This is a genomic window from Pseudogulbenkiania sp. NH8B, from assembly GCF_000283535.1.
GTDB lineage: Bacteria > Pseudomonadota > Gammaproteobacteria > Burkholderiales > Chromobacteriaceae > Pseudogulbenkiania > Pseudogulbenkiania ferrooxidans.
This window is the reverse complement of record NC_016002.1, coordinates 1,043,359-1,061,266: the sequence shown is the minus strand read 5'-3', so window position 1 is coordinate 1,061,266 and position 17,908 is coordinate 1,043,359. Positions and strand designations below refer to the sequence as shown.

13 protein-coding genes and 2 pseudogenes are annotated in these 17,908 nt (G+C 60.6%); 3 read left to right on the top strand and 12 right to left on the bottom strand.

Features of this window, described 5'->3' with window-relative positions; genetic code table 11:
• Positions 1-107: 107 nt before the first annotated feature.
• The 4 genes from NH8B_RS20785 to NH8B_RS05080 all read right to left on the bottom strand — a co-directional run bounded on the left by NH8B_RS20785 (position 108) and on the right by NH8B_RS05080 (position 3,668).
• Positions 108-962, bottom strand: coding sequence for a hypothetical protein (locus NH8B_RS20785; RefSeq protein WP_014086317.1), 855 nt, complete (start codon positions 960-962; stop codon positions 108-110).
• A 305-nt stretch (positions 963-1,267) separates the two neighbouring features.
• Complete coding sequence (locus tag NH8B_RS20365; protein ID WP_083844240.1) at positions 1,268-1,522, bottom strand: helix-turn-helix transcriptional regulator; 255 nt, start codon at positions 1,520-1,522, stop codon at positions 1,268-1,270.
• A gap of 146 nt (positions 1,523-1,668) precedes the next feature.
• Positions 1,669-2,388, bottom strand: a complete 720-nt coding sequence (locus NH8B_RS20780; protein WP_014086316.1) for a hypothetical protein — start codon at positions 2,386-2,388, stop codon at positions 1,669-1,671.
• Positions 2,389-2,456: 68 nt separating this feature from the next.
• Positions 2,457-3,668, bottom strand: coding sequence for a tyrosine-type recombinase/integrase (locus NH8B_RS05080; RefSeq protein ID WP_014086315.1), 1,212 nt, complete (start codon positions 3,666-3,668; stop codon positions 2,457-2,459).
• A 551-nt stretch (positions 3,669-4,219) separates the two neighbouring features.
• Here NH8B_RS05080 and NH8B_RS05075 point away from each other — a divergent pair.
• On the top strand, positions 4,220-5,134 hold the full coding sequence (locus tag NH8B_RS05075) for a LysR family transcriptional regulator (protein WP_014086314.1): 915 nt from the start codon (positions 4,220-4,222) through the stop codon (positions 5,132-5,134).
• A gap of 800 nt (positions 5,135-5,934) precedes the next feature.
• Positions 5,935-7,157 (top strand): IS3 family transposase gene (locus NH8B_RS05065; protein WP_232503526.1). Its coding sequence is split into 2 segments (ribosomal slippage): positions 5,935-6,280 and positions 6,280-7,157, totalling 1,224 coding nucleotides; the frame shifts between segments, so codons are not numbered across the junction.
• A 38-nt stretch (positions 7,158-7,195) separates the two neighbouring features.
• Here the strand turns inward: NH8B_RS05065 and NH8B_RS20770 are convergent.
• Positions 7,196-7,685, bottom strand: a pseudogene (locus tag NH8B_RS20770) (transposase); the annotation flags it as partial.
• A gap of 66 nt (positions 7,686-7,751) precedes the next feature.
• Between NH8B_RS20770 and NH8B_RS05060 the strand changes: the two are divergent.
• A pseudogene (locus NH8B_RS05060) lies at positions 7,752-8,258 on the top strand (GDP-mannose 4,6-dehydratase); the annotation flags it as partial.
• A 75-nt stretch (positions 8,259-8,333) separates the two neighbouring features.
• Here the strand turns inward: NH8B_RS05060 and NH8B_RS05055 are convergent.
• The 7 genes from NH8B_RS05055 to NH8B_RS20765 all read right to left on the bottom strand — a co-directional run bounded on the left by NH8B_RS05055 (position 8,334) and on the right by NH8B_RS20765 (position 17,894).
• Positions 8,334-9,749, bottom strand: coding sequence for an EAL and HDOD domain-containing protein (locus tag NH8B_RS05055; RefSeq protein ID WP_014086309.1), 1,416 nt, complete (start codon positions 9,747-9,749; stop codon positions 8,334-8,336).
• A gap of 58 nt (positions 9,750-9,807) precedes the next feature.
• Positions 9,808-10,908, bottom strand: coding sequence for a chorismate synthase (gene aroC, locus NH8B_RS05050; RefSeq protein ID WP_014086308.1), 1,101 nt, complete (start codon positions 10,906-10,908; stop codon positions 9,808-9,810).
• A gap of 103 nt (positions 10,909-11,011) precedes the next feature.
• On the bottom strand, positions 11,012-11,641 hold the full coding sequence (locus NH8B_RS05045; RefSeq protein WP_014086307.1) for a 2OG-Fe(II) oxygenase: 630 nt from the start codon (positions 11,639-11,641) through the stop codon (positions 11,012-11,014).
• Positions 11,642-11,890: 249 nt separating this feature from the next.
• The gene (rlmF, locus tag NH8B_RS05040) at positions 11,891-12,847 is read right to left on the bottom strand and encodes a 23S rRNA (adenine(1618)-N(6))-methyltransferase RlmF (protein WP_014086306.1); all 957 of its coding nucleotides are present in this window, start codon (positions 12,845-12,847) and stop codon (positions 11,891-11,893) included.
• A 177-nt stretch (positions 12,848-13,024) separates the two neighbouring features.
• Positions 13,025-15,646, bottom strand: a complete 2,622-nt coding sequence (gene pepN / locus NH8B_RS05035) for an aminopeptidase N (protein ID WP_014086305.1) — start codon at positions 15,644-15,646, stop codon at positions 13,025-13,027.
• Between the two features lie 149 nt (positions 15,647-15,795).
• Entirely contained in the window at positions 15,796-17,580 is a 1,785-nt protein-coding gene (locus tag NH8B_RS05030) for a M61 family metallopeptidase (RefSeq protein ID WP_014086304.1), read from the bottom strand.
• Positions 17,577-17,894: a hypothetical protein gene (locus NH8B_RS20765; protein WP_148282942.1), complete on the bottom strand. Its 318-nt coding sequence runs from the start codon at positions 17,892-17,894 to the stop codon at positions 17,577-17,579. The genes NH8B_RS05030 and NH8B_RS20765 overlap by 4 nt, the downstream gene beginning before the upstream one ends.
• Between the last annotated feature and the right edge of the window lie 14 nt (positions 17,895-17,908).

The window sequence follows — 17,908 nt, the reverse complement described above, 5'->3', positions numbered from 1 at the left end:
GCTGCGGCCAAAAACATTGGCTATCCCGGATCGTGTTCATCTGATACAACCGAATCAAGAGCAGAGGCCAGTGAATGATGCACAACAAACCAAGGACGAGCAAGGCGTCATGGTACCTTATCGGGAGCAAGAGGATTTTCAATGTAAGGCTTAGGCTTGCCATGTAAAATGTCATACAGCTTTGCTTCAGTTGCTTTGCCTAGATTCCCCGCTTGCCTATTAATGAATTTTTCTCGCCTTCTCCACTCTTCCAACTTTAGAAGTGCATCACGCACCCAATCTCGGTAACGAGAGGTCCGTTCAATTATCTGTTGAGGCATGACCTCCTCAAAATACTCTTGACCTTTTATTTTTATCATTTCGCATAAAGTTTTTGAGTGGCGATAATAAAACTCAAACCGTGATTCACCATTACCCCTTTTTTCTTGGTACGCCTGCTCCCATTGTGGCTCGTAGCCCTCTGGCCAAGGGGTTTGATCCCAAATATTAGTTTTTTTTAAATCGCCACATTTTTTTCCATGCAAAATTTCTTCGTCAGACCAATTTTGCTGATATCTTTTGTATAAAGTCTGGTAAGGCATTCCAACTTCAGCAGCCCATTGGGAAAGAGGCTTGGTGACCCCGTTATAAGTCAAGGTTATCGAATGCTGCTGATTCTGCGCCTGCTGAAGTTTGTCAGCCCACCTAACATTCCCGACGATGTAACCCTTACCATGTTCGATTTCATCGAGGGTGTACTCGGTGTTAGGGCGTAGCCCCATAACCTTCAGGAAGCTATAAAAATCAACAAGCTCAGCTCCTATTGGTTTGTTTTTTATCTTGGCTCTGTACTTCATGTTTCGCCAAGAGGAATACTCGCCATGGTACTTCTTACGCAGCTGAGTAGCCGTCAGCGTATCCGCATCCACCACGTGCTCTGGAAAGGCTTGTTCCACAAGCTTGAGCACAGTTCCTGATTTCATGCAGCACTCCTTTGTCATTTTTGTGGCTAATGTATTTTCTTCACCAGTAGCAACGTACTTAGAAAGTTGAATTCCATCGATGGAGAAAAGGCTGTACCCCCCGCCTGACAAGCCCTACTTCAGATATTTCTTCACCAACAAATCTGAGAAAATGGTTTGCGGGCGTAGGCCAGAAACTCCAAACGGCTCGTGCATCACGGCCTGCAATGGATCGGGAGGCATTGCCTAGCCCTGCCAACCCACGCCCACGTGATTTGTTAACTAGCAGCGTGATTTTCTGCCGCAGCATAGCTAGCCGGGTTGGGTCAGCCATGCTTCTCGATGGATGTTGTTTGCGCTGCAATCCAGGCGCGAACACTTCCAACGGACCACGCAGTGATACGTCTGGATAATTTGACTGGAGAGGGAAAAGTGCCGTCTTTTACCTTGCGCCACAAGGTGGGAGCACTAAACGGCAATGGGGTAGGTGCGCCGGGTCTCTTTGGGCTACGTACCAGTTGAGACTCACGGACGAATGCACTGTCCGGCAATGAGTCGAATGAAGGGAGATTGTGTGGCATGTTGTGCCGTCCTATGAAAGTGACGGCTTAACTATTCACGAAATTCAACGGTACGAATAGTGTCAATACACTCAGTAAACTCATTGGAGTTATCAAGGGTAATTCTGCAAACCCGCATAGACATTGGGATTAGAGGGGTGAGCCGATTAATTTTTCTTTCTGGGCCCAGCAGGTATACCTTCGGCCCGAAGTATGGTGGCGATTGCTTCTGCTTTTGACTGTGACAAACCGCGCTCTTTTTTTAACCAAGTGATCACAGTTTCATTTTTTGCAGCTGTTTTAGGGTCACCGTTGTAGCCAGCCCAGAACTCTAATGCCGCTGCCTCAAGATGTTCAAGGTATCCGGTTGTGTGATCACCCCAAGGCCAATGCCCGATTTTTTCTACTTTATCTGTAGTTTTAGCGAGTTTATTTCTGAACGGATATTTGGAATCCAAGTCCATTTCACGAAGCCAGCGATCCAACTCCCATCGTGTGAACTGTTGGCTTTCAAAATCAGTAATTTCTTTACGGCTGATCCATGACTCAATGTTAACGTTGGCATCAAGGGCCAACTGCATTGATACGCTATAGAGTTTTTCCTTGGGTGCTGTTGCCTGGGAAAATTCACACGCTGGAGCGGGTTCAAGAGTTAAGACAGTTGTTTTCCCTTCATTCTCTTCAGAAATGATTTCTATCGGGCGGCTGTAATTTTCAATGTAATAATTGAAGGCTTCTCTATAGCAACCCTGCATACAGCTAATGACAGGGGCGATCTTTGACCTATCTGTATCATTTAAATTTGCTGGATCAAACCCTAGTATCAATGCTGCGGCTTGTTCTGCCGTAAAATTGTTTACAAAGTTCCAGTGTTGAAAATCTGTCATGACACGCTCCCATGTGCATCACATACTTCAGTCTGTTTTTGGGGGGTTGTCGTGCTCGCTGGTATCAGTCACTTCGATTCGTTAGTTAGAAAATTCGTCCACGACTGAACCATGGGTCGGCGTTGCTCCAACAGATCGGTGCGGTGATAAGCGGCTTCGACCTTGTTACTGATCTCATGCGAGAGCTGGCGTTCGGCCAAGTCGCGCGAATAGCCATGTTCACTAGCCCAATCACGAAAGGCACTGCGGAAGCCGTGGGCGGTTGCAACCCGACCGGGTGTTTCACTTTCTGCTTTAGTTCGACGCAGGAGTGAAGTCAATGTCATGTCAGAGAGTACGCCCCCCCGTGGGGCAGGGAAAACCAATTCATCGCTTAGGCCAATCGCCCTTTGTTGCTGAAGGATCTCGATTGCCCGACCGGATAGAGGCATACGACGTGCAACCCCAGTCTTTCTCCCTGCCTCGGGGGGGATAGTCCAGATCGCCTCATCAAAATTCACTTCGCTCCAGGTCATCATGCGTACCGCCCCTGAGCGAGCTGCGGTGAGGATCAGAAACTCCAGTGCAGCACGGGTACTGTCGCCGGGTTGTCGGTCTTTCAAGTGATCTTTGATATAGGTGGGAATCTTTGCCCATGGCATGGCGGGCTGGTGTTGCTCGGTGGGGATTTGTTTTGGCAGCAGATGCTCGATGACATCTATGGGGTTGGCAGCAACTTTCCCGTGAGCCCAGCACCATGCCATAACCGCATGGCAGCGTTGTTTGGTACGACTGGCGGTTTCTGGTTTTTCTAACCAGATAGGGCGTAACGCATCCGCAAAGTGCTTGGGCGTCAGATCAGCGACCTTAACCTTGCCCAAGGTTGGGAAGACATACGTCTCAAGGGTGGTGATCCATTGCGCTGCGTGCTTGGGATTTTTCCAGCCGGGAGACTGCTCTATATGGACCTGGCGTGCCGCTTGCTCGAACGTGAGGGCTTCCAGCTCAGCCCGCTGTGCAGCTACCTTTGTCTGGCGTTGTTCAATGGGGTCAACGCCTTTAGCAATCTGCTCACGTGCCTCAAGAGCGGTTTTACCGACATCGGCAATGCCAATATCTGGATAACGACCCAATCCCATGTCCCTGCGCTTCCCTGTCACGGGAGAAATAAAACGCAGTGTCCACTTGCCCGTCCCCTTGGTGCTCCCCGGCTCAAGCCGAAGTCCAGTGACCCCTCCATGAGCAATGGGCTTGTCGCTGGGTTTGACGTTCCGTGCCTTGGTGTCTGTAATCACTGCCATGTTCAGCCCCACAGATGGCCCCACAAAATATGTGAGCTTTACTGAGTAAGTATGGCACGTTATGACACAACAACAACCGCATAAATCATAATTATCAATAAGTTAGTGAAATTCAGTGAGGTGTACTGATTTTCTATTAAGGCAGTCTCCCTCTCCGCCAGTCAACACAATTAAGCCCTTGAGAAATCAAGGGCTTTTTTGTTTCTCCCTTCTCTGGAAATGCCGGTTTCCGTCCCTAAATTCCTTCTACAATTTCTACAAATCTTCTACAAAAACTGCTCGCAACCACATTTCAAGCGTTTGATTTTCAAGGGTTTCCCCGCTGACAATCAATCAGGCACGTTCGTCATGCACTAACAATGAACGCCGCCAACGCCTGCCCTGCCAGCATAACCGCCCATGCATGGCATAGGTTGTTCTGTAGAGTTCACAATCGGAGAGTTCGTACATGGCTCCCAGCGGTTGATGTGTTGACAGCCATAGGTTGCATCAGGTTGTATGGTGAGTTAAATAGCATCGTATTTACGTTTAGATTAGATCTATCTCACCAAATGACCGCAAAGAAGACACTCAGCCAAGTAAGCGATTTCGAAATCCGTTTGCTCCGCCTATTCAAGACCGTGGTGGAATGCGGCAGCTTCACGGCCGCCGAAGGGGTGCTGGGCATCAGCCGCTCGGCCATCAGCCTGCACATGGGAGACTTGGAGAAGCGGCTGGGAATGCGCCTGTGCCAACGCGGCCGCGCCGGCTTCGCGCTCACCGACGAAGGGCGCGAGGTGTTGCGCGCGAGCCAGACCCTGCTCGCCGCCATAGAGGGTTTCCGCAGCGAGGTCAACCAGCTGCACCGCCAGCTGCGCGGCGAGCTCAACATCGGCATCATCAACAACATGGTGACCCAGCCGCACATGCGCATCACCCAAGCCTTGAAGTCGCTACGAGCACAAGGCCCTAGCGTACATATCAATATCGGGATGATGACACCTAGCGATATTGAGCTAGGGGTTCTTGATGGGCACCTCAATGTGGGTGTGGTCCCATTGATCAGCCCCCTGGCGGGACTGGAATACATGCCGCTCTACGAAGAACGCTCCTTACTCTATTGCAGCCGGGAGCATTCATTTTTTGGGCGTCCTGATACGGAGATAACGGACGAGGAACTACGCAATGCCGATGCCGTGACCCCTAGCTACCGACTGCCCGCGGATGCCATAGACACTCATCAGACATTGAACTGCACAGCGACTGCATCTGATCGGGAGGGCATCGCCTTTCTGATTCTCACAGGCAGTTTTATCGGCTTTCTTCCAGACCACTATGCCAATACGTGGGTGACACAGGAAATGATGAGAACACTCCACCCTCATCGCCTTCACTATGACGTACCACTTAGTGTGGTTACACGCAAAGGCAGGCGGCCTAATCTGGTGTTGGAGCGCTTTTTAGAGCAATTATCTATAAATAATTAATTTAGGTGGCCATTAACATGGCGGCACAAATCGAGACCTGTCAGCTGTCGGTTAAAATTGGCGTTGTTGCCAAACCCTGAAGCAAGATGAGCTGCTGTTTCCCCTCCCGCCACATCGGTGCATCGCCCACCCGGTTGTCGGCAACCTCGATAATCCGATCCAATCCCCAGCCCGGTTCAGACGCGCTGACCATGCCTCCACTGCACTACCGGAAATCGCGATACCCCCCATGAAATGCAGGCCAAGCACGGGCTTATGCCCCCGCATTTGGCTCAATTAGAGACACGCCCAGGCATCTGGAGCGGTTCAACCTTCTCACGGCACCTAGACCCAGCTGGCCAGACCGAGCACCGATAGCGGCAGGACAAGGCCAGCCAGCAGGGTTTGGCGGCGCGGGCGAAGGAACCGTGCTGGGCAATAGCGACTAGGGTACGCAGGGCACGTAATGACATTCGGCAAGCTTCTCCCATTAACTTATGGCGGCTTCGAGCCAAGAGCCACCTAACCACTTTGCGCCTACAAGTGGGCAACCGATTCACACTGGATCTACGTGCTCTGCTCATCCAAGGGATTTTGGTTGAATCGCCCCAGCTTCTCTAGACACTCTTGAACCGTTGGAAATATTGCTTCTCAAACTCTACCGGCGATAGCCCATCTGTGAACGCAGACCCTCCTGCGTCATTAGCCGTGCCACACGATGTTTGCCACAGCGCCCCCCCCCTGAGCCTGCTGGACGAGCCCCCTGAAACACAGGACACCGTTTCCCCCTTAAACTAAGGGATAGGCATACGACTGTGTTTATGACTCACACTAACAAACCCTCCACCGAGGTTCTGGGGCCGGAGCGCCGTCGCCGCTGGTCTGCAGAAGAAAAGCTGGCCATGGTTAGAGAAAGCTTCGAACCCGGCCAGACGGTGTCGCTGGTGGCACGACGCCACGGCATCAATCCGAATCAGCTCTTCCATTGGCGCAAGCTTCACCAGGATGGCAGCCTGTCTGCAGTCAGTGCCGGCGAAGCGGTAGTACCCGCCTCGGAGTTGGCCGAAGCGATGAAGCAAATCCGCGAGCTGCAGCGCCTGCTGGGCAAAAAGACCATGGAAGCGGAGATTCTTAAGGAAGCCGTGGAGGTCGCCCGCTCGCGAAAATGGATTGCGCGCTCGCCCTTGTTATCGGAGGACGACCAGTGAAGCTGGTCAGTGACTGCCTTGGTGTAGCGCGCTCCCATCTGGCCGCCCGAAGCAAACGCTCTGCAGACTGGTGCGACGGGCGTCAGCATCGACGGCCGGATGATGCGGAACTGGTTGCAGACCTGAAGACGCTCATTAGTGACTTGCCCAGCTACGGCTACCGTCGGGCCTGGGGACTATTGCGGCGCCAGCGAGAAGCCCTCGCTCAACGGCCGGTCAACGCCAAGCGGGTCTACCGGGTCATGAAGCAGCATGGCTTACTGCTGAGCCGCCGGGTGAAGCAACCCGGGGTGTCGCGTCGGCATGAGGGCCGTGTCGCCGTGGCGACCAGCAATACCCGCTGGTGCTCCGATGGTTTCGAAGTGAACTGCGACGATGGCGATAAGCTACGGGTCACGTTTGCCCTGGACTGCTGCGACCGTGAGGTCATGAGCTGGGTGGCCGGCACTGCTGGCTATCGGAGTGATGACGTGCAGAACGTGATGCTGGAGGCTGTAGAGAGGCACCTCGGCCTGGATAAGCCCTCGGCACCGATAGAATGGCTGAGCGACAACGGTTCGGCCTACACGGCAGAGGCCACCCGAGCGTTTGCGCGGATGCTGGGCCTTGAGCCGGTGACGACACCTGTGTGCAGTCCGCAGAGCAACGGCATGGCCGAGAGTCTGGTGAAGACGATAAAGCGGGATTACGTGGCACACATGCCGAAGCCGGACGCCGCAACCGCCTTGCGAAACCTGGGCATTGCCTTCGAACATTACAACGAGCATCACCCGCACAGTGCACTGAAATACCGTTCCCCACGGGAGTTCAGACGACTGGCGGCAACATCAACCTAAGGGAGGGTTGGTGTCCTGAGATACAGGGGCAAATCCACCTGCAGGTCGTCATACACCTTGCGGTACCCATAGGTGCCACCACTCTCTAGCCCGACCTGTTTGATTTGCCCCTGCAAGCGTTGGTCTTTGCGGGCCCTGGGTGAGTGCGGGGAAGCTTCCAGGCGTAGTAGTCACTGGGATGCACAGACATGACACGACACAGGCGTCGAATAGGGAACTGCTGCTCGTGGGTCCAGATGAAGGCATACCTTGCCCGGACTGCTTGGCAAAGTATGCGGCGGCCTTTTTTAGGATGTCGCGCTCCTCGGTCATCCGTTTCAGTTCTGCCTTCAGCCGGCGGATTTCGGCTTGCGGATCCGCTGATTCGGCAAGCTTAGCGCACTTAGGGTCGTAGCATTTCAGCCATTGATACAGGCTGTGGGCAGATACGCCGAGACGGCTGGCTACTTCGGCGACGGGATAGCCGCGCTCAGTGACTTGCTTGACGACTTCAATCTTGAACTCTTCGGGGAAACGCGGCCTGCTCATGACACCTCCTTCTAGGTCCTAGTGTGAGGCTCACGAGGTATCTAGGAAAGCGGGGGCGATTCAACCCTGCTGCGCTACTTCAATCCGGTGGGGGCGCACGAGAACGGGCTGATCGGGGAAGACCCCAACGGCATCCCCAACAACCTGATGCCCTATATCAGCCAGGTCGCCGTGGGCAAGCTCGAAGCGCTGAACGTCTTCGGCAACGATTACCCGACCCCCGACGGCACCGGGGTGCGCGACTACATCCACGTGGTGGACCTTGCCATCGCCCATTCACGTGCGGTGGAGAGCGCCCACGACGGGGTGCTGACACTGAACCTGGGAACCGGACGCGGCTACTCGGTGCTGGAGCTGGTGGCTGCCTTCAGCCACGCCAGCGGACGCGACATCCCCTACCGCGTCGCGCCACGCCGCGCCGGCGACATCGCCTGCTGCTACGCCGACCCGGCACAAGCGGAGGCGAGGCTGGGCTGGCGCGCCTGCCGCGACCTGACAGCCATGTGCCGCGACAGCTGGCGCTGGCAGCAGCAGAATCCGGCCGGCTACCCCGACGACGACGCCACGCGATAACCCCTCCGACAAATGACAAGAGGCCCGGCATCTGCCGGGCCTCTTGCTTGGCGCGGATAGCGACACCACTGCCGCTCATACCGCCTCGACGTTGCTGTGCACCTCGCTCTGGTGCAGTACCTCCTGAGTCCACAGGACGGCGTCGGTGTGGTAGCGGTTGATCAGCTCGTCGTCGAACTCCAGCATCTTGGCGATGGTATGCACTCGCGCCGTGTCGCCCTGCTCGCATGCCATAGCCAACAGCAGCTGCGGCGCAAACAGCCCCTTGTGGTTGACGATGGCCTCGCGCACCGGCGCCGGCAGTTCGATCGCGTTCAGCGTGTCGGGAAACGGGATATTCAGCAGGGCATCCAGCAAGGAGAACATGCCGGTCAGGAACAGGTGCTCGGCTTCCAGCTTGTTGCCCCGGTAGGCGCCGAGCTTTTCCATGAAGCGGGCTCGGATCAGTGACTTCTCGAGCAGCGCCACCGAACGGCCGTCGTCCTTGCGCGCGGTGAACAGCAGCATCGACAGCCACTTGAACAGCGTGTCGCGCCCCAGCAGCATCAGCGTTTCCTCGATGCTCTGCACCTTGCGGCTCAGGCCGTTGACCGGCGAGTTGATGAAGCGCAGCAGCTTGAACAACAGCACCGAATCGAGCTTGAACTGCGCCTCGATCTCGCGGGTGTCGGCGTTGGCGCGCAACAGGCGCATCAGTTCCAGCACCCGCACCTGGCTGGCGTCGCTCTTGCCGGTTTCCAGGCCGCGCACCAGCGTGACGAAGGAGCCGTGGAACAGCGCGAAGCGATGGCTGCCCGGCGCGTGCAGGCAGACGTCCAGCTCCTCGGCAGTGCCGACGTTGCGCGCCAGCCAGCGTGCCTGCGGGTAGCGCTTGGGAAGCTGGTCGAGGATCGGCCCCAGCACGCGCGTGGACGGCGCGGCGAAGTCGAGCACCATGAAATCCATGCGGCCGAACAATTCCGGCTGCAGCCGCTCGGCCAACGCCTGGCTGTCGTAGCGCGCCGGCTCGACAGCAAACCGCAGGCCCTTCTGTTTCAGGGCATCCAGTCGCGGCAGCAGCGCCTCGGTCAGCGGCTCGTCGCTGATCGGGTCGAGCACCAGGATCACGCTCTTGGCCGGCAGCTCGTCGAGCAGGGGCTCGTCGAGCGAGGCGATGGAGATGTTGACGAAGGCGCGGCGGTACGCCAGCAGGCGGAACACGTCCATGTTTTGCAGCGTGGAGAGCATCAGGCGGTCGAATTCGCACTGCTTCTTGCCGGTCATCGCCGCCTGCTGGGCCTTGCGCACGGCAAACTCGTACGCCACCACGTGCTGCTGCCGGTCCATGATCGGCTGATGGGAGACGAAGCCCAGCGTCGGCGGCAGGGTGACCGGCTGCTCGCGCGCCGCCAGGGTCATCTCGGTGTCGGGAGCGGGAACCGCCTCGGCGGGAGGGGGCTCCACTTCCTTGGAAGAGCTCCCCGTCAGGCTACCCAGCAGATTTTTCAGCATGATCTGAACATCCTTGAAAACCGCACGCTATGCACGAGGCATTCAGCCTCATACCACTCTAGCCGATCCGGCCGGGAATGCGCGGGGTATCGACGTGCACGTCGCCGCATTGCGCGCGATGGCGCAGGGCGTGGTCGATCAGCACCAGCGCCAGCATGGCCTCGGCGATCGGCGTGGCGCGGATGGCCACGCACGGGTCGTGGCGGCCGTGCGTCTCGACCATGATCGGGTTGCCCTGCTTGTCGATGGAGCGGCGTGGCGTGGCGATGCTGGAGGTCGGCTTGATGGCGATGTTGACCTCGATGTCCTGGCCGGTGGAAATGCCGCCCAGGATGCCGCCGGCGTGGTTGGAGGCGAAACCCTCGGGCGTCAGCTCGTCGCCGTGCTCGCTGCCCTTCTGCGCCACCGAGGCGAAGCCGGCGCCGATTTCCACGCCCTTGACGGCGTTGATGTTCATCATGGCGTAGGCGATGTCGGCGTCGAGGCGGTCGTACACCGGCTCGCCCCAGCCCACCGGCACGTTCTCGGCCACCACGCGCACCTTGCCGCCGACCGAGTCGAGGCTCTTGCGCACCGTATCCATGTAGGTTTCCAGCTCCGGCACGATGGCTTCATCCGGGGCGAAGAAGGGGTTGGCCGAGACATGCTCCCAGCTGGTGAACGGGATGAGCTTCTCGCCGACCTGGCTCATGTGGCCGCGGATCACGATGCCGTGCTGCTCTTTCAGCCATTTCTTGGCGATGGCGCCGGCAGCGACGCGCACCGCGGTCTCGCGCGCCGAGGAGCGGCCGCCGCCGCGCGGGTCGCGGATGCCGTACTTGTGCCAGTAGGTGTAGTCGGCGTGGCCGGGGCGGAAGGTCTCGGCGATGTTGCCGTAGTCCTTGGAGCGCTGGTCGGTATTGCGGATCAGCAGCGCGATCGGGGTGCCGGTGGTCTTGCCCTGGTACACGCCGGAGAGGATTTCCACCGTGTCCGGTTCGCGGCGCTGCGTGACGTGGCGGCTGGTGCCGGGCTTGCGGCGGTCGAGCTCCTGCTGGATGTCCGTCTCGGACAATTCCATGCCGGGCGGGCAGCCGTCGACGACGCAGCCGATGGCCGGCCCGTGGCTTTCGCCAAAAGAGGTAACGGTAAACAGCAGGCCCATGCTATTGCCAGACATCGCTTCATCCCTTGCTTATTTTTCGGTGATCGCGATCGATTTTAGCACGGGAGCGACTTTGCTTCTGCGGCACGTTCGGCCGGCGCGGCAGGCGACCAACCCGCTACCAGGGGACGCTGCCGCTGCGACGGCGATACCAGCCGGTGACCGACAGGCGCTGCTGGTGGGCGGGCAGCACTTCGTGCCAGAAACAGTCGGACAGGAACAGCACCAGCGTGCCGGCTTCCGGCTCGATGTCGACGAACTGCTGGCATTCATCGTCCAGGTAGAGCCGGATCTGCCCGCCCGCGTCCTTCGGCCAACCTTCGTTGAGGTAGAACACCGTGGTCAGGGTACGCGCGTCGTCGTCGCGGAAGCGGTCGAGGTGTTTCTTGTAGAACGCGCCTGCCGGATAGACCGCGAAGTGCGACTCCAGCTCGGCCAAGCCCAGGTAGAGACCGCGGTTGACCCCCCACATCACCTCGTCCATCGCCGCGTTGTACGCCGCCACCGCCGGTTGTTCGGCCACCTGGTCGAGCCACAGCACCGAGTCGGAACGGATTTCGGCACGCCGCGCCTGGCCGTCGGCGCGGCCGGTGGCGGCCTCGTGGAACAGTCCTTCCTCCCACACGGCCAGGCAGGATTCACGCAGCGCCGCGGTCAGCTCCGCCGGCAGGGCGTGGGGAATGACGATCCAGCCGTGCTCGGCGAGGGCGTCGATGGCGGTGTCGAGATCGAAGTTGAGCGCGCTCATTAGGGTCTTTCAGCAAAATCGGTATGCTGCGGTTTCTATCATAGGCGCCAGCCCCTGGCCAATGCGCCAGATCAAGGCGCGGCGGACGAGCGGGACGGACGAGCCCTCAGCGCCTGATTACGATCTCGCGAGCTAGAGCGAGACAAGGCAAAAACGGCTGAGGAAGCGGCGTTTACAAGTAGTAAATGAGCATTCCGAAGACGTTTTTAACGCCGTATCGCCGACGCGCAGCAGATCGTAAACAGGCTCTCAGCGCGCCCAGCGGGCGGCGCGCCATTCCGCCAGCCCGGCCTCGTCCAGATAGCTCCACGCCACCAGCCGGCTCGTCTTCTGCCCCTGCGCCATGGCGATGGTTTCCACGCGGCGGGCACCGGCCTGCTTGAGCGCGCGGTACAGGCCCGGCAAGTTGGCCTCCTTCGACACCAGCGACGAGAACCAGCAGCACTGCCGGGCGAAGCCGGCGCTCTCGCTGACCATGGTGCGCAGGAAACCCGCTTCGCCGCCGTCGCACCACAATTCCGCATGCTGGCCGCCGAAGTTGAGCACGGTCTTGGCCGGCCGCTTGCCGCTCAGGTTGGTGAGCTTGCGGCGCGTGCCCGCCTCCGCCTCCTGCGCCGAGGCGTGGAACGGCGGGTTGCACAGCGTGAGGTCGAAACGGTCGTCGCGCTTGATCACGCCCCGGAACACGTTGGCCGAAGACGCCTGGCGGCGCAGCCTGACCGCCCCGGCCAGCACCGGGTTGGCGTCGACGATGGCCTGCGCCGAGCGCAGCGCCAGCGGGTCGATGTCCGAGCCGACGAAGCGCCAGCCGTACACCGCGCGGCCAATGATCGGATAGACGCAGTTGGCGCCAACACCGACGTCGAGCACGTTGACGCGCGCCGGCAACGCCCCACCGTTGCTGGCGGCCAAGAGATCGGCCAGGTGATGGATATAGTCGGCGCGGCCGGGGATGGGCGGACACAGGTAGCCGGGTGGAATGTCCCAGTGCGCGATGCCGTAATGGTGCGCCAGCAATGCCCGGTTGAGCATCTTCACCGCCGCCGGGTCGGCGAAATCGACGCTGTCGTCGCCGTGGGCGTTACGGGCGACGAAAGGCGCGAGATCCGGACAGGCGGCGATCAGCGCCGCGAAATCGTAGCGCTGACGATGCGCGTTGCGCGGATGCAGCCCGGGTTTGGGTGGCGTGGTTTTAGGGTGGGTCATGAAATCGGCTACCAACAGGATGCGGCGGATTGTACGGGGTTTGCCCCCGCCTCAACACTGCCCCGTCGCCGCCGAGCCAGAACGCGGCCTGAGCCCATCCACGCAGGGCACAAAAAAACCGCACGGCCATGGGCCGTACGGTTTGGTGCCGTCCGCGAGAACCGGGGCTTGCGGGGCTCAGGCGTCCAGGTTCTTCGACACGATCTCGTACACGTCGCGCGACAGCGGCAACGCCAGCAGACGCTCCAGCTCGGCCTTCATCAGGCCGCGGCGCACCGGCTCGAGTTTCTTCCAGCGGTTGAACAGTTGCACCAGCCGGCTCGCCACCTGCGGGTTGAAGGCGTCGATGGCGGCGACCTGCTCGGCCAGGAAACGGTAGCCGGAGCCGTCGGCGGCGTGGAAGTGCAGCTGGTTGCGGCCGAAGCTGCCCAGCAGCGCGCGCGCCTTGTTGGGGTTCTTCAGCGAGAAGGCCGGGTGTTCCAGCGCCTTGCGCACACTCGGCAGCGTGTCCGGCAGCTGGCAGCCCGCCACCAGCATGAAGTACTTGTCCATCACCAGCGCGTCGTCCTGCCAGCGCCGGGCGAATTCGGCGAAGCAGTGGTCGCGCTCCGCGCCGGCGCGGTCGCGCAGCGCCGACAGCGCCCCCATCTGGTCGGTCATGTTGTCGGCCTGCAGGCACTGCGTTTCCGCCGCCTCGGCCGGCCAGACGTCGTCGAGACGGCACAGCATGGCCAACGCCAGGTTCTTCAGGGCGCGCTTGCCGGCGTCCTGCGGCCGGTAGCTGCGGGTCTGCTGCAGATCGTAAGCCTCGTGCCACTCGCCGCGCAGCGCCTGCGCCAGCCCGTCGAGCATCGCCTCGCGCACCTCGTGGATCAGCACCGGATCGGCATCGTCGACCAGTTCCAGCAGTTCCGCCTCGGCCGGCAGCGTCAGCATCAGCGCCTTGAACGCCGGATCGGCGGCATGGTCCTTCAACACGGCGCGGAACGCCGCCACCAGCGTTTCGGAGGACGAGCCCTGGCGCCCGGCCTGACGCTCGGCGATCTGCTGGCGCAACAGGCGCTGCCCGAGGGTCTGGCCCGCCTCCCAGCGGCAGAACGGATCGCTGTCGTGCGCCATCAGGAACGCCAGTTCGTCGTCGCGCCAGGCGAAGTCGAGCCGCACCGGCGCTGAGAAGCCACGCAGCAGCGACGGCACCGGCTCGGCCGACACGTCGACGAACACGAAGCGTTGTTCGGCCAACGTCACGTCGAGCACGCGCGAGGTGCCCGCCGCGTCGCTCTCACCCTCCAGCCGCAACGGCAGGTCGGCGCCGTCCTCGCCCAACAGACCCAGCGCCAGCGGAATGTGGAATGGCTGCTTGTCGGGCTGCCCCGGCGTGGCCGGGCAGCTTTGTTTCACCGTCAGCGTGTAGCTCTGCTCGGCCGGACTGTACTGGCCGCTCACGCTCAACAGCGGCGTGCCGGCCTGGCTGTACCACAGCGCGAACTGCGCCAGGTCCACGCCGTTGGCGTCGGCCATGGCGGCGCGGAAGTCGTCGCAGGTGACGGCCTGGCCGTCGTGGCGCTTGAAGTACAGGTCCATGCCCTTGCGGAAGCCGTCGCGGCCCAGCAGGGTCTGGTACATGCGCACCACCTCGGCGCCCTTCTCGTACACCGTCATGGTGTAGAAGTTGTTCATCTCGATGTACGACTCGGGACGGATCGGGTGCGCGGTCGGGCCGGCGTCTTCCGGAAACTGCAAGGCGCGCAGCTGCTTGACGTCGCTGATGCGGCACACCGCCCGGCTCGACATGTCGGCCGAGAACTCCTGGTCGCGGAACACCGTCAGCCCTTCCTTCAGCGACAGCTGGAACCAGTCGCGGCAGGTGACGCGGTTGCCGGTCCAGTTGTGGAAGTACTCGTGGCCGATCACGCCCTCCACGTTGTGGAAGTCGTCGTCGGTGGCGTTTTCCTGGCGCGCCAGCACGTACTTGGTGTTGAAGATGTTGAGGCCCTTGTTCTCCATCGCCCCCATATTGAAGTCGCCGACCGCCACGATCATGTAGATGTCGAGGTCGTACTCGAGGCCGAAACGCTCTTCGTCCCATTTCATCGCGCGCTTCAGCGACTCCATGGCATGCGCCACCTTGTCCTGGTCGGCCGCCTCGGTCCACACCTCCAGCGTCACCTGGCGCCCGCCCGGGGTGGTGTGGCTGTCGCGCCGCACCGCCAGCCGCCCCGCCACCAGCGCGAACAGATAGGCCGGCTTGCGGTAAGGATCGACCCAGCGCACCCAGTGCCGCTTCTTGTCGACCATGCCCTCGCCCACCTTGTTGCCGTTGGACAACAGCACCGGGTACTTCTGCTTGTCGGCGACGATGGTGGTGGTGAACTTCGACATCACGTCCGGACGGTCGAGGTAATAGGTGATCTTGCGAAAGCCCTCCGGCTCGCATTGGGTGAACAGGTTGCCGTTGGAGGCGTAGAGCCCCATCAGGCTGGTATTGGCGGCCGGATCGAGCTCGGTCTCGATCTCCAGGATGAAGCTGTCCGGCACGTCGGCGATCACCAGCGTCTCGTCGCCCAGGCGGTAGCGCCCTTCGGCCAACCTTTCGCCGTCGAGCGTCACCGCCACCAGCTTGGCGCAGCCGTCGAGCCGCAGCTCGGTATCGTCATGACCGCTATGGCGCCGCACGAGCAGGCGCGAATAGACGCGCGTCACCTCGTCGAAGATGTCGAACTTCAGGTCCACGCGGTCCAGGTTGAACGCGGGGGCCTGGTAATGTTTCAGGTATTTCACTTCGGGTTGCTGGGCCATGTCTTCACCTAATCAAGGGCCGTTTCAGGTGATTCCGCCCTGCTGCTGCTCGCTGGCGTGGTCGGCCAGCCGCGCAGACACCACTGCGGCGGGATAGCGCCGCAGCGACAATTCGGCCCGGCGATGGCGGGCCTGGCGGAATCCGTGTTTCAGTGTTTGAGCCAGCGCGCGCCGGCAGGTTTCAGCAACAGCCGGCAGGTATCGGCCGGGGCCGCCTGCAGCAGCACGTTGAACGTCATCAATTGGTCGCGCCGGAAGGCGTGCAGCTTGACCGTCTCGCCCGGCTGGAAGCGCGCCAGCGCCTTGTCCAGATCGCCCACCTTCAGGCGGTCGAGCGCCACCACCACGTCGCCGCCGGAGAGGCCGGCCTGCTGCGCGGCGCCGCCATCCAGCACGTGGGTCAGCTTCACCCCGAGCGGGTCGGTGGCGCTGCGCACGCCCAGCACCGCCCGCGCCGGCTTGCCTGCCAGCGCGTCGACCACACCACCGCGATCGTTCGCTCCCTCGGCCGGCGCCAGCGCCATCTCCACCCCCTGGCTCGCCAGCAGCTCCGGCAGCGGCAGGTCGACGGTGGAGCGCAGCGCACCATCGAAGAAGGCGCGCAGATCGAGCCCGGTGGCCTCTGCCGCGAGGCGCTCCCATTCGTCCTCGGCCAGACCCTGGCCGTCGGCCAGCCACTTCTGCCACAGGGCGCGCATCACGTCGTCGAGCGACTTGGCGTCGCCGCTCTCGCGCCGGATCAGCAAGTCCAATGCCAAGGCCGCCAAGGCACCTTTGGTGTAGTAGCTGACCAGACTGTTGGGGCTGTTCTCATCCTGACGATAGTACCTGGTCCAGGCGTTGAAGCTGGATTCTTCCAGGGTCTGCTTGCGCCGCCCGGCACCCCGCTCGACGCCGCTGATGGTCTCCGCGAGCAGGCCGAGGTAACGCTTCTCGTCGATCAACCCGCAGCGCACCAGGGTCAGCTCGTCGTAGTACGAAGTCCCCCCCTCGAACGCCCACAGCAGGCGGGTATGGTTTTCCCGGCTCAGGTCGTAGGGGGAGAATGCCGCCGGCTTCAGGCGCTTGACGTTCCAGCTGTGGAAGTATTCGTGGCTGATCAGCCCCAGGAGGCGCAGATAGCCGTCGCCGATGGTCTTGTCGCCCGCCTGCGGCAGGTCGTCGCGATTGGCCAACAGCGCGGTCGAGGCGCGATGCTCCAGCCCACCGTAGACGTCCTTGCCGACGTAGAGCAGAAACACGTAGCGCTCGAACGGCGCGGGTTGGCCGAACAGATTGATCTGCCATTCGCAGATCTTCTTCACGTCGCGAGCCAGGCGCTTGAGATCGGCCCGGAAACGGCCGGCGACGACAAACTCGTGCGGCACGCCGCAGGCCTTGAAGCTGACGCGCTCGAACTCCCCCATCTCCACCGGGTGATCGATCAGCTCGTCGTAATCGGCCGCGCGGTAGACGCCGAACCCGGATTTTTTCTTGACCTCGTGCGCCGGCAGGCTGGTGGCCAGCTGCCAGTCGGCGAATGCCTTGCCCTCGGGCGGCAGGATCGCCACCTCGCAGGAGCTACTTTGGTAGCCTTCCGCCATCAGGAACACGCTGCTACCGTTAAAAAAGCCGCGCTCGCCATCGAGGTACGCGCCCCGCACCGACAGGTCGAAACAGTAGACCTGATAGCGCAAGGTCAGCTTCCCCGCCACCGGCGCCGCCTGCCAGCTATGCTTGTCGAGCTGGGTCAACGCCACCGCCTGTCCGGCGGACTCGGCCTGCAGCGTCACAATCTGGCGGGCGAATTCGCGGATCAGGTAGCTGCCCGGAATCCAGGCCGGCAAACGCACGATCTGCCCCTCACTGGCCGGGCGCGCCACCGTCATGACGACCTCGAACAGATGAGCTTCGGGCGAGAGGGGGGATATCTGGTAGCGGACGGGCACGGTCATGGCGAATTACCTGTCATGGCGAAAAGCGCCGATTCTAGCATCGCACTGCGCGGAATGCTGCCCGGCAAGCCGAGTTGATCCAAATCAAAGGTCCCTTGCCTGATGACAATATAATCCGGAACAGTCGCAGCATCGGGTGAGAGCACCCGGGAGGGAAATTCCGCGGACCGAAATGCCGGACGATAGGCGCCAAAAGCACAAGCCACGGCTGGTCCGGCCAATGCAATTGTTTTAGAATGATCAGATAAATAAAGGGGGAAACTGCGTCTGTTGCCGCCATGAGCGAGCAGTGGCGCCCCCCGGGCAACGATCATGCCCTTGATTTATC